We start from the raw sequence: 11,737 nt of genomic DNA on the forward strand, positions 1-11,737 counted from the left end.
CGACCTCGCAGGCTGACTACGCAAGGACATCACAGAAGTGACTGAGACTCCGTTCGACGAGAACGCCGAAGAGAACCTCGCAGACGCGACGGAACGGAACCGCATCGAGCCCGTCGGGCTCGAAGTGGAGATGCAGCGCTCGTTCCTCGACTACGCCATGAGCGTGATCATGAGCCGGGCGCTCCCGGACGTCCGGGACGGCCTCAAGCCGGTGCACCGCAAGATCCTATACGCCATGTACGACTCGGGCTACCGGCCCGACCGCGGATACGTGAAGTGTTCGCGGGTCGTCGGTGACGTGATGGGTCAGTTCCACCCGCACGGCGACACCGCGATCTACGACACCCTGGTCCGGATGGGGCAGCCCTGGTCGCTGCGCTACCCGCTGATCGACGGCAACGGCAACTTCGGCTCGCCGGGTAACGACCCGGCCGCCGCCATGCGGTACACCGAGGCCCGCCTCTTCCCACTCGCCATGGAACTGCTCCGGGACATCGACGAGGACACCGTCGACATGGTCCCGAATTACGACAACCGCACCACTGAGCCGACGATCCTGCCGGCCCGGTTCCCGAACCTGCTGGTGAACGGCTCCGAGGGCATCGCGGTCGGCATGGCGACCAAGATCCCGCCGCACAACCTGCGGGAGATCGCCGAGGCGGTGCAGTGGTGCCTCGCCAATCCCGAGGTCGACGAGGCCACCACGCTCGACGAGCTGATCAAGATCGTCAAGGGGCCGGACTTCCCGACCCACGGCCTCATCGTCGGCGTCTCCACCATCGAGGAGGCGTACCGGACGGGCCGGGGTTCCATCCGGATGCGCGCGGTGGTCGAGGTCGAGGAGGACAAGCGCGGGCGTACCTGCCTCGTCGTCACCGAGCTGCCCTACCAGGTCAACCCGGACAACCTCGCCGAGCGCATGGCCGACCTGATCAAGGAGGGCAAGCTCGCCGGCATCTCCGACATCCGCGACGAGTCCTCCGGGCGTACCGGTCTGCGGCTGGTGATCGTGCTCAAGCGGGACGCGGTCGCCAAGGTCGTCCTGAACAATCTCTACAAGCACACACAGCTGCAAGAGACGTTCGGCGCCAACATGCTGGCGCTGGTGGACGGCGTACCGCGGACGCTCAACCTCGCCCAGTTCGTGCGGTACTACGTGGCGCACCAGATCGAGGTCATCCAGCGGCGGACGGCGTACCGGCTGCGCAAGGCCGAAGAGCGCGCGCACATCTTGCGCGGTCTGGTCAAGGCGCTGGACGCCCTGGACGAGGTCATCGCCCTGATCCGGCGCTCGCCCACGGTCGAGGAGGCCCGCAACGGCCTCATCCAGCTCCTGGACATCGACGAGATCCAGGCCACCGCGATCCTGGACATGCAGCTGCGCCGGCTGGCCGCACTCGAGCGTCAGAAGATCATCGACGAGTTGGCCAAGATCGAGATCGAGATCGCCGACCTCAAGGACATCTTGGCCAAGCCCGAGCGGCAGCGGAAGATCGTCTCCGACGAGCTCACCGAGATCGTCAACAAGTGGGGCGACGAGCGGCGTACCAAGATCGTGCCGTTCGACGGCGAGGTCTCGATGGAGGACCTCATCGCCCGTGAGGACGTCGTCGTCACCATCACCCGCACCGGGTACGCCAAGCGCACGAAGGTCGACCTCTACCGGTCGCAGAAGCGCGGCGGCAAGGGCGTGTCCGGGGCGACGCTGCGGCAGGACGACATCGTCAGCCACTTCTTCGTCTGCTCCACCCACGACTGGATCCTGTTCTTCACGAACAAGGGCCGGGTCTACCGGGCCAAGGCGTACGAGCTGCCGGAGGCGTCGCGGGTGGCCAAGGGCCAGCACGTCGCCAACCTGCTGGCCTTCCAGCCGGAGGAGCAGATCGCCCAGGTCATCGAGATCCAGAACTACGGCGTGGCGCCCTACCTGGTGCTCGCGACGAAGAACGGCCTGGTCAAGAAGACGGCGCTGACCGAGTTCGACTCGAACCGGTCCGGCGGCATCATCGCGATCAACCTCAAGGACGACGACGAACTGGTCGGGGCCGCGCTGGCCGGCTCCGAGGACGACCTGCTGCTCGTGAGCAAGCAGGCGCAGGCGATCCGGTTCAAGGCGACCGACGAGGCGCTGCGCCCGATGGGCCGGGCCACCTCCGGCGTCATCGGCATGCGGTTCGGCGACGGAGACGAGCTGCTGGCCATGGAGGTCGTCCGGGAGGGCATGGAATTCGACGTTCTGGTCGCCACGAATGGCGGTTACGCCAAACGGACGCCGATAGACGAATATCCTGTACAAGGTCGCGGCGGAAAGGGAGTTCTCACCGCTAAGATCACCGAGCGCCGTGGCGGACTGGTCGGCGCGGTCGTTATCAGCCCGGACGATGAACTCTTCGCCATCACAAGCAACGGCGGAGTTATACGAACTCCGGTGAAGCCTGTACGGCGGACGCGCGATCGGAACACAATGGGTGTGAAGCTCATGGACCTCCCAGAGGGCGTAACCATCGTCGCTATTGCTCGCAATGCCGACGAACCGGACGAACAGGACTAATGGATGACGGAGACACAGGCGATGTCGGGAGCCGCGGGGGCCTCGGCGAATCCGGTCGATGAGGGCGACGCGGAGGCAACCGCCGCCGCCCGGACGGCCGTCGGTCGCGCGACAGTCCCCGCAGACAGCATCACGTCCACCGGGGAGGAAGCCGCTGCGGACTCCGGAGACACCGCCTCCGGGCGGTCCGCTTCGGCCGAGGCTCCCAAGGCTGAGACCACCGGCAGCAGTACGACGAGTTTCACCCGCCCGCCGGGGATGAACCCGCCGACGGAGCGACCGCCGGCCGGGGCTCCGCCCCGGGGCGCGGCCACCGTCGGGCGTACCCCGCTGAAATCGGTCCAGGCGGCCGGTCAGCTGGGCGCGGCCCGGGTGACCGAGGCCGTCCGCGCCGCCAGATCCAACGTGAGCGCCGCCGCCTCCCGCGGCCCGCGGCGCGCGCGTCTGGCGATCAAGCGGATCGATCCGTGGTCGGTGATGAAGTTCTCCTTCGCCGTGTCGCTCGTCCTCTTCCTGGTCGTGATCGTCGCGACCTCGGTGCTCTACCTGGCGCTGAACGCGATGGGCGTCTTCGACTCCATCAACAGCAGCATCGGTGAGCTGGCGAGCTCCAGCGGCGGTGGCACCGGCGCGGCCGACTTCAAGATCACGGCAGGCGGCGTCATCGGCACTGCGGCCCTGATCGGAGCGGTCAACGTGGTGCTGTTCACCGCGCTGGCCACGCTTGGCGCGTTCATCTACAACGTCTGCTCCGACCTGGTCGGTGGCATCGAGGTGACGCTCGCCGAGCGCGACTGACGACGACGGACGCGGCCGGGTGGTATCCATGACCACCCGGCCGCGCCACACCCGATACCGATTTGGGTCGGACCCAGATCGTGCGGTAAGGTTCGTTGTCGCTGAGGGGCTATAGCTCAGTCGGTTAGAGCGCAGAGCTGATAACTCTGAGGTCGCTGGTTCGATTCCAGCTAGCCCCACTCTTCACCCCATGCACGAGCGTCGTCTCTACGAGCACAAAGGTGTGCATCATGTGGAAGAAGCTTCTGATCATCGCTGGTGTCGTCGGCGCTGCCGCGCTCATCGCGAAGAAGGTCAAGGACGCGAACCACGACCGGGAAGTCTGGCACGAGGCGATCACCGCCACAGACGCTCGCTAGCCTCGCCGGTCGCCGAATCCGCTGTGGTAGAAATGTTCACAGCGTCGGGGCCTTAGCTCAATTGGCAGAGCACCGCCTTTGCAAGGCGGGGGTTAGGAGTTCGATTCTCCTAGGCTCCACTCCTCACGATCCTCTGGCGGAGCGGTCCGCGATCCGCCTCCGCAGCCCGCGGCGCATACGAGCGGATGCGCCCGGAGTACGACCAAGATCCCAGATCTCTGCTGGGTCGATCTCCACCCGGTCGGCCATCGCCAGCACCGCCGCGTACGGACGGCTCTCTCTTTTGGCGAGCTTGGCTCGCAATTGGTCGAGCACCTCCAGAAGAACCGCTCTGTCCGCGTGGGGATGAAGGGCAATGAGCAACAGCAGCTGATTGTCGTTCCAGATGCCGCTTCGCTGGCCGCACAACCGAGCTAGCACGTCACGAGGGGTATTCGGGTTGGCGGCCAGCGCTGTCCAGACGAACGAGTACGGGGAGTCGGCTAGGGCGCGCAGAACCTCGTCGCCGGTCTCCGGATCATGAGCGAGGTCCTGGTACTCGGCGGGCGAGTGCAGTCCTTTTAGCGTCGCCACAGCGTCCACGCGACCATGATGCACTCGGTGCACCTCTGCTCAACTGCGGCGGGCCAGCGCCACCATTCCGGCGGGGATGGCGAGTACGGCGATCTCCACACCGAACAGCATCCGCTGGAGCAGGCCGTCGACCGGGTACTGCTGCAGGAACTGCGCCACGGACCAGCCCGGTGCCATGTCGGGCAGCCGACTCGCGAGGCAGCCGAGCATCAGGGCGCAGCCGACCGCTGACAGCCAGCGTACGGCCGTCGCCGCGCGGGCGGATTCGGGTCGGATGCGGCGCGCCAGGAACAGGCCGGCGATCGGGAGGATGCCCAGTACGCCGACTGCCGCCACCCGATGGATCCAGCCCGAGGTGGAGGTGACTCCAGCGCCGGGATCGGTGGGGAAGAGGGCGACGAGGACCACCGAGGTGATCCAGGCGCTCATCAGAACGGTGGGCATTCCGGCCAGGCGTACGCCGAGGCGGCGGATGCCGGTTGTGACGGCGGCACCGGCGAACGCCAGCGCGAACACCGCTCCGGTGAACAGCGTGGCCGCTTTGGCTCCGGCGTACACGTAGAGGCTGGCCGGTGTCGCGAAAGGATTCACCTGGTCGGCGTACGCGAAGATGAGCACCAGCATCGAGGCGGCCGAGACGGCCAGGGTGAACAGAGCGGCCTTGCCGTTGCCGATGACGTCGGCAAAACTGCTCGTCGGGCGCCGGTAGACCTCGGGATACGTCGCGTAATTCGCCATGGATCAAGGCTCGAAGATTGCGACCTTTTTCCGAATCCGGCGACCTGGAGAGTTCTCTGTCGGGCTAACCCCACCCTTAAGGGAAAGGAATTCCCCCGGGTCGGCAACCTCGACAGCGTCTGGAACGTCTCCCACCATGGAGACATCAGGCACCCTTGAAGGGGGTTGATCGCCGTGGGACAGCTGACCGCCGTCCGGCCCGATCAGGGCGAGCACGTAGACGAGTTCGACGCCTTCGTCCGCGCGCGCAAGCCTGCGCTGCTGCGGGCGGCGTACTTGCTCACCGGGGATCAGCACCTGGCCGAAGACCTCGTGCAGACCGCTCTCGCGCGGACGCACGGCTCCTGGAACCGGCTGAACGACAGCGGCAACGCCGAGGCGTACACCCGGAAGGTGATGTATCACCTGCAGGTGAGCTGGTGGCGCCGACGCCGGGTGGCCGAGGTGCTGCCCGGGGAGTTGCCGGATCGGCAGCGCAGCAAGATCGCGGAAGACTCCGGGCAGATCACGCTCCGGATCACGCTGCGGGCAGCGTTGCTGCGGCTGACCGCGAAGCAGCGGGCCGTGCTCGTCCTGCGGTTCTTCGAGGACCGCAGCGAGGTGGAGGCGGCCGACGCCCTCGGGGTGAGCGTCGGCACCGTGAAGTCGCAGACCTCCAAGGCGCTGGCGCGGTTGCGGGAGATCGCGCCCGAGTTGGAAGGTCTGATGATCGGCGGATCGTCGAAGTGAGTGAAGTCAGTCAAGTCGACGACACGTTACGCATCTTGCTCCGCGATCTCGCCAAGGAATCGGCCCGCCCGACGATCCGCCGAGGACGGCGGCTACCGAAGAAGCGGGCCGGAATTCTCGGGGCCTTGAGGGCCTTGTTCGGCAAGAACTGAGACTCAGACCGCGCAGCTGTCGTCGTCGCATGTGGCACCCTGCGGTGCCAGCACGGTCAGCGGCGACCGGCCTTCGCGGCGCAACACCTCGTCCAGGACTTCGCGCAAAGCCGTGGGGTCCTGCGCGCCGCTGATGGCGTACTTGCCCGCGAAGACGAACGTGGGAACGCCGGTGATGCCCAGCTCCCGGCCCATTTCCAGGTCAGTCTCGACCTCTTCGAGACCGCCCGGCGACTCCAGGAATTCGCGTACCAGTCGGGCATCATGACCGAGACCCGCGGCGACCGCGACCAGCGTGTCGAGCGAGCCCACGTCCTGGCCGTGGGTGAAGTGAGCCTCGTGCAGCGCTTCGACCATCGGACGCTGATCGGCGCCGTCGCGACCGGCCCACCAGATCAGGCGGTGGGCGTCGAGGGTGTTCGCGCTGATCGCCCGGTCGAAGTTCATGGTGAGCCCGACCTCGGCGGCGACCGAGGTGACCTGGGTGAACATGCGCTGGGCGTTGGCCTCGCCGCCGTAGCGACGGCCGAGCCACTGGACCAGCGGGATTCCTTCCGAGGTGGCGCTCGGGTCGAGCTGGAACGCCCGCCACCGAAGCTTCACCGGTTCGCCGGTCTCCGATGTGAAGCCGGACACAGCCGTCAGCACTTTCTGCTCGCCGATCCAGCACCACGGGCACACGACGTCGGAAAAGATCTCGATATCCACGCCACAGACCAACGACCCGCCGGTCATCGCGATTCCCGGATGTGGGACAAACTACTACCGGGTACGGAAGGAGGCCGGGACGGTGGCGTGGCAGCGATACGTGGCACTCGGCGACAGTTTCACCGAGGGGCTCGACGATCCCGATCCGGTGGCGCGCGACGTCTTCCGGGGGTGGGCCGATCTGACCGCGAGTGAGCTGGCTCGCAGCTCCCCGGACTTCCGGTACGCGAATCTCGCCATCCGCGGCCGCCTCTACGACGCGATCGTCACCGAGCAGGTGGAGCCGGCGCTGGCCATGGGCCCCGATCTCGTCAGCTTCGCCGCCGGTGGAAACGACGTGTTGCGGCGTTCGTGTGATCCGGTCGCGTTGATGCGGCGGTTCGACGGCACCATCGAGAAGCTGCGCGCTTCCGGTGCCGACGTCCTGATCTTCCGATTCGCGAACGTCGTCGACCGGCTGCCGGGCGCGAAGCTCATCGGTCCTCGCGTCCGCTACCTGAACGACGCCGTCGGCGAGGTCGGCGCGAACCACGGCGCTCGGCTCGTCGACCTGTGGAACGACCGGGAGTTCGACAACCCGGCGATGTGGAGCGTCGACCGGCTGCACCTCGCGCCCCGGGGCCACCAACGGGTGGCGGCGCATGTCCTGACCGCGCTCGACGTTCAACCGCCCGCGGAATGGTGGGAGCCGCCGGCGTACCCGCGGAAGCGGTCGTGGCCCATCGCCCGAGCTCAGGACGTCCGCTGGGCGGGCACACACCTCGCGCCGTGGGTCAAACGACGGCTCACCGGCCGGTCCTCCGGCGACAACATCACCGCCAAGCGGCCCACGCTAATGCCGATGTAGGCCTCAGAATTCCCCTGCAACCGCCGGCCGGCGTCGCGCGTGATGTCGGCACAACCGGGACGGACCCGGTTGGCACAGGGGAGGAAAGGGGCCATGGTCGCAGTGACCATGTACGGGGCCGACTCACCACCCGTCGGGGTGGGAGTCGAGACGGGTGCCGACTTCGACGAGCTGTACGCCGCCAGTTTTCAAGGGCTCACGCTGCAGCTTTACGCGTACCTCGGTGATCTGGCCGAGGCGCAGGACGTCGTGCAGGAAGCGTTCTGCCGGGCATTCGGCAAATGGAAGCAGATCCGTCGCTACGACGACCCGGTCGCCTGGGTACGCCGAGTGGCCTGGAATCTGGCGACGAGCCGGTTCCGCAAGCAGAAGACGGCGCTGAACTTCCTGCGCCGCCAACGGGAGGAACGGACGGCCGAGCCGTCGCCCGATCGGGTCGCGCTCGTCAGGGCGTTGGCCGAGATCCCGGCCCAGCAGCGGCGGGCCGTCGTCTTGCACTACATGGCGCAGCTTTCCGTGGCGGAGATCGCCCACCAGGAAGGCGTCGCCGAAGGAACCGTCAAGTCCTGGCTCAGCCGAGGGCGTACCGCGCTCGCCGGTCGCCTGTCCGACCCCGCCCAGAAGGGAATCTGATCATGAACGAGTTCGACCAGGACGCCCTGCTCACGGGCGCTTTCTCGGAATTCTCCTCGGCGGCTGCCCCCACCGTGCGCCCGCTCGGCGCACAGGCCGTACGCGGTGAAGTGGCGCACCGGCGCAAGGTGCGAGCCGTCGCGTTGAGCGTTGTGGCCGCACTAGTCGTCGCGCTTCCGGTGGCCGGGTACGCAGCCTTCGGACGAGAGTCCCAGGGACCGCCGACGCCGGGGACCAGCGTTGTGCCGACTCCGTCGGTGAGCGAGTCGCCCAGCCCGAGTCCGAGTACGCCGGCCAGCCCGGCGCCGGACGGCCGGATCACGATCGCGCAGCTCACGGCGGGCAAGGTCGACCTGCCCAAATGGGGCAAGGCCGGGACGACGATGGACGGGTCCTGCAACGACGGGCGGACCAAGCTGGTCAAGGCCGTCGAACATAACCCGATGCTGACGTCGTACGTGCAGGAAGTCGCCTATGCGAACCTCGACGCCGATGCGGCACTGGAGACCGCAGCGCTGATCATGTGCGCACCCGGCGAGGCGGAGCTGCGCCAGGTAGTCGCGTTCGATCGAGACGCTACCGGGAAGATCGCCACCGTAGGCACGGTCTTCAGTGGCAATGCCTGGAGCGTTACGGCGAATGCGACTGGCGGGATCGATGTCGACGTCTCCGACTTTCAGGCTTGCTGTGACACACCGAAGATCATGGAACTGCACCAGACCCGGACCTTCGGCTGGGACGGAACCAAGATTGCCCAGCTCGCCGGGCCTACTACCTTCACGTCGCACTCGAAGCCGATCGACATGAAGGTGACCGTGACCAAGACCGTCTGGGGTGAGATCAAGGATCACCGACGGACCGCGACGATCACGGCGAAGGTGACGAACAACGGGCCCTCTGCCTCCAACTCGTTCATGCTCTTTTCCAACTCGGGCGGGGGCAACCTGGTGGAGGGATTCAACACGGTCCACCCGGGGTTGGCAGCCGGTGAATCGGTGAACGTCATCCTGAAGATCGAGTTCGATGTTCGATACGACCAGGTCTTCGTCGTCTCGCTGTGGGAGCAGGGAGTTGTCGGAATCCGCGACAAGAATCCTGCCGACAACCAGGCGAGGATCGACCTCAAGGTCAGCTGACCCGACAACGCTGTGAAAGGGCGGTCACCCATAGGGTGGCCGCCCTTCACTCATCCCCCGTAGGGCATCTCGGGTCGGCATTTGTCCGGCAACGCCGGTACCCTCTGGCGCGTGAGTCACTCGTTCCAGGTGGACCTCCGGGGCATCGTCGACCTGTTGAGCCATCACCTTTACGGCAGCCCACGGGTCTACGTCCGGGAGTTGCTGCAGAACGCGGTGGACGCGATTACCGCACGTCGAGTGGCCCATCCCGGCGCGCCGGCATCCGTGTGGATCGAGACGCCGAAGCAGACGCCGGACGGGACGCTGCGCGTACACGACACCGGAGTCGGGCTGACCGAAGATCAGGTGCACGAACTGCTGGCCACGATCGGCCGTAGTGGTAAGCGGGATGAACTGGGCTTTTCCCGGCAGGAGTTCCTGGGGCAGTTCGGGATCGGCCTCCTCTCGGCGTTCCTGGTCGCCGACGAGATTCGGGTGCAGACCCGGCACGAGGGAACGCCGACCGTCTACTGGACGGGGTACTCCGACGGGCGGTACTCGGTCGAGCCGGGGCCGGAGCGGGCCGAGGTCGGCACGACGGTGACGCTGGTGCCCCGGCCGGACGCCACCGACTGGCTCGCCGCCGAACGCGTCGTCGAGCTGGCCCGCACGTTCGGCGAGATGCTGCCGGTCGGCGTACGCGTCGACGGTGAACTGATCACTGTGGAGACTCCGCCGTGGGACCTCGGTCGAGTCGAGCTTTTCGCGTACGCCCAGCGCACCTTCGGCTTCATGCCGTTCGACGTGATCGACGTCAAGGTGCCCGAGGCGGGATTGCGCGGTCTCGCCTTCGTGCTGCCGCACCCGGCGAATCCGGCGGCCAAGGCGGGACACCGGGTCTACCTCAAGCGCATGCTCCTCGGCGAGGGGACCGAAGGTCTGCTGCCGGATTGGGCGTTCTTCGTCCGCTGCGTGATCGACACCAGCGAGCTGCGCCCGACTGCCAGCCGCGAGGCGCTGTTTGAGGACGGGCTGCTGGAATCGGTCCGCGAGCAGCTCGGTGACCAGCTGCGCGGCTGGATGCTGGCGCTCGCTCGCCGGGAGCCGCAACGCTTGCAGCACTTCCTGTCGGTGCACAATGTCGGCGTCAAGACCCTTGCGCTGCACGACTTGGAGATGTTGCGCCTGGTCGACGAGTGGTGGCCGATGGAGACCAACATGGGCCGCATGCCGCTGGCGGAGTTCCGGCGGCGCTACTCGACCGTGCGCTATTGCACCACTGTGGACGAATTCCGGCAGCTCGCGGCGGTCGCGGCCGCGCAGGATCTCGCCGTCGTGAACGCGGGTTACGTCTACGAGCCCGACATCATCGAGCGGTTGCCGCTGCTCGACCCGGAGGTGCTGGTCGACCGGCTCGATCCGAGCGATCTGGCCACTCGCTTCGACACCCTCGATCCGGCGACCGAGCTGGCACTGCGCCCGTTCCTAGCGATCGCTCAGCGGCGCATGGACCCGCTGGGCTGCGAGGTCGTCGTGCGCGCCTTCGATCCGCCCGGCCTCGCGGCCCTCTATCTGGTCGACCGCGAGTCGACCTTCCAGCGCCAGCTTCGCGAGACCCAGGAGGTCGTCGACGAGGTCTGGGCCGGGGTCCTCGCGGCCTTCGAGCGGGCCGAGGCCGCGACGCGGCCCCAGCTGGTGCTCAATCATCGCAATCCACTGGTACGCCGAGTGACGGCGTTGCCGTCGCCGGAACTGGTCGGGCTGGCCGTGGAATCGCTGTACGGGCAGGCGTTGCTGCTCGGTCACCACCCCTTGCGCCCGGCCGATTCGGCGTTGTTGAACCGGTCCTTCCTCGGACTGCTGCAACAGGCAGTGCCCGCGGCGGAGTACGGGCAGCCGGAGGGGGAGGACTGAGGATGGCGAGCGAGGACGAGATCCGCGAGATGATCGCCGCGGCCTGGGACGCGCCGGAGGGTGCGGGGCAGATCGCGCTGGTCGAGGAGGCGATGCTGCACGCCGAGGCGAGTGGCGACGCCGACCTGGCGTTCGACGCCCGGATGGTGGCGACCAACGCGTTCCATCGTGGCGGCGAACCGGCGAAGGCGTTCGTCACCTTCGCACGGTGTCTCAAGGAGTACGACGACAACCCGGATCGCCGCAGCGCGCAGGACGAACACCTGCTCCTCTGGTTCTTCAAGTACATCGTGTCCTCGATGGCCAAGTTCCCCGAGGTGCCGCTGGTGCGTACGCACGCCGTCCTCGACGACATGGAACGTCGTTTCCGATCGGGCGGCCACAGCCTGCACGCCGTGTACGCGTACCGGTATGTGGTCGCTTCTCACGTGGGCGATGCCGAGCAGGCCGACCATTACTACGGGTTGTGGGACGCCGCCCCGCGCGACGAGAACTCCGACTGCGCGGGCTGCGATCCGACCTCCAAGTCTCATCACCTGACCTGGCGAGAGCGGTACGCCGAAGCGATCGCCATCGCCGAACCGGCGCTCCTGGGCCGGTTGACCTGCTCCGAGCAG

12 protein-coding genes, 2 tRNA genes and 1 pseudogene are annotated in these 11,737 nt (G+C 67.1%); 12 read left to right on the forward strand and 3 right to left on the reverse strand.

The window, feature by feature from the left end; translation table 11 throughout:
• Positions 1-28 precede the first annotated feature (28 nt).
• The 5 genes from gyrA to HOV77_RS01330 all read left to right on the forward strand — a co-directional run bounded on the left by gyrA (position 29) and on the right by HOV77_RS01330 (position 3,827).
• A complete protein-coding gene (gene gyrA / locus HOV77_RS01310; RefSeq protein ID WP_290856331.1) occupies positions 29-2,551 on the forward strand; it encodes a DNA gyrase subunit A in 2,523 nt (840 codons plus the stop codon).
• A 3-nt stretch (positions 2,552-2,554) separates the two neighbouring features.
• Positions 2,555-3,349, forward strand: a complete 795-nt coding sequence (locus tag HOV77_RS01315; RefSeq protein ID WP_290856296.1) for a DUF3566 domain-containing protein — start codon at positions 2,555-2,557, stop codon at positions 3,347-3,349.
• Between the two features lie 105 nt (positions 3,350-3,454).
• A tRNA-Ile gene (locus HOV77_RS01320) sits at positions 3,455-3,528 on the forward strand.
• 51 nt (positions 3,529-3,579) lie between these two features.
• Entirely contained in the window at positions 3,580-3,708 is a 129-nt protein-coding gene (locus HOV77_RS01325; protein ID WP_290856298.1) for a DLW-39 family protein, read from the forward strand.
• Positions 3,709-3,754: 46 nt separating this feature from the next.
• Positions 3,755-3,827, forward strand: a tRNA-Ala gene (locus HOV77_RS01330).
• A gap of 4 nt (positions 3,828-3,831) precedes the next feature.
• Here HOV77_RS01330 and HOV77_RS01335 read toward each other — a convergent pair.
• Both HOV77_RS01335 and HOV77_RS01340 read right to left on the reverse strand, forming a co-directional pair.
• Positions 3,832-4,290 carry a hypothetical protein gene (locus HOV77_RS01335; protein WP_290856301.1) on the reverse strand — a complete coding sequence of 153 codons (459 nt, stop codon included), beginning with the start codon at positions 4,288-4,290 and terminating at the stop codon, positions 3,832-3,834.
• A gap of 30 nt (positions 4,291-4,320) precedes the next feature.
• Positions 4,321-5,019, reverse strand: a complete 699-nt coding sequence (locus HOV77_RS01340; protein ID WP_290856303.1) for a DUF998 domain-containing protein — start codon at positions 5,017-5,019, stop codon at positions 4,321-4,323.
• Between the two features lie 174 nt (positions 5,020-5,193).
• Here HOV77_RS01340 and HOV77_RS01345 point away from each other — a divergent pair, with 174 nt between their 5' ends.
• Positions 5,194-5,748, forward strand: a complete 555-nt coding sequence (locus tag HOV77_RS01345; RefSeq protein WP_290856306.1) for a SigE family RNA polymerase sigma factor — start codon at positions 5,194-5,196, stop codon at positions 5,746-5,748.
• Positions 5,745-5,900 (forward strand): hypothetical protein, encoded by a 156-nt coding sequence (locus tag HOV77_RS01350; protein ID WP_290856308.1) that lies wholly within the window; start codon positions 5,745-5,747, stop codon positions 5,898-5,900. The genes HOV77_RS01345 and HOV77_RS01350 overlap by 4 nt, the downstream gene beginning before the upstream one ends.
• Before the next feature lie 3 nt (positions 5,901-5,903).
• Here the strand turns inward: HOV77_RS01350 and HOV77_RS01355 are convergent, their stop codons facing one another.
• Positions 5,904-6,608, reverse strand: coding sequence for a DsbA family oxidoreductase (locus HOV77_RS01355; RefSeq protein WP_290856310.1), 705 nt, complete (start codon positions 6,606-6,608; stop codon positions 5,904-5,906).
• Between the two features lie 82 nt (positions 6,609-6,690).
• Between HOV77_RS01355 and HOV77_RS01360 the strand changes: the two genes are divergently transcribed.
• The 5 genes and pseudogenes from HOV77_RS01360 to HOV77_RS01380 all read left to right on the forward strand — a co-directional run.
• Complete coding sequence (locus HOV77_RS01360; RefSeq protein ID WP_290856312.1) at positions 6,691-7,455, forward strand: SGNH/GDSL hydrolase family protein; 765 nt, start codon at positions 6,691-6,693, stop codon at positions 7,453-7,455.
• Positions 7,456-7,563: 108 nt separating this feature from the next.
• Positions 7,564-8,088 carry a SigE family RNA polymerase sigma factor gene (locus HOV77_RS01365; protein ID WP_290856334.1) on the forward strand — a complete coding sequence of 175 codons (525 nt, stop codon included), beginning with the start codon at positions 7,564-7,566 and terminating at the stop codon, positions 8,086-8,088.
• Positions 8,089-8,090: 2 nt separating this feature from the next.
• Positions 8,091-9,224 carry a hypothetical protein gene (locus tag HOV77_RS01370; RefSeq protein ID WP_290856315.1) on the forward strand — a complete coding sequence of 378 codons (1,134 nt, stop codon included), beginning with the start codon at positions 8,091-8,093 and terminating at the stop codon, positions 9,222-9,224.
• 111 nt (positions 9,225-9,335) lie between these two features.
• The gene (locus HOV77_RS01375; RefSeq protein ID WP_290856318.1) at positions 9,336-11,120 is read left to right on the forward strand and encodes an HSP90 family protein; all 1,785 of its coding nucleotides are present in this window, start codon (positions 9,336-9,338) and stop codon (positions 11,118-11,120) included.
• 2 nt (positions 11,121-11,122) lie between these two features.
• Positions 11,123-11,737: pseudogene (locus HOV77_RS01380) on the forward strand (hypothetical protein); the annotation flags it as partial.

Source organism: Hamadaea sp. (assembly GCF_013362815.1).
Taxonomy (GTDB): Bacteria; Actinomycetota; Actinomycetes; order Mycobacteriales; family Micromonosporaceae; genus Hamadaea.

Bases quoted from the DNA above. Each gene is read 5' to 3' on its own strand.
- HOV77_RS01340 (WP_290856303.1), bottom strand. From the start codon at position 5,019: ATGGCGAATTACGCGACGTATCCCGAGGTCTACCGGCGCCCGACGAGC.
- HOV77_RS01370 (WP_290856315.1), top strand. From the start codon at position 8,091: ATGAACGAGTTCGACCAGGACGCCCTGCTCACGGGCGCTTTCTCGGAA.
- HOV77_RS01315 (WP_290856296.1), top strand. From the start codon at position 2,555: ATGACGGAGACACAGGCGATGTCGGGAGCCGCGGGGGCCTCGGCGAAT.
- HOV77_RS01325 (WP_290856298.1), top strand. From the start codon at position 3,580: ATGTGGAAGAAGCTTCTGATCATCGCTGGTGTCGTCGGCGCTGCCGCG.
- HOV77_RS01365 (WP_290856334.1), top strand. From the start codon at position 7,564: ATGTACGGGGCCGACTCACCACCCGTCGGGGTGGGAGTCGAGACGGGT.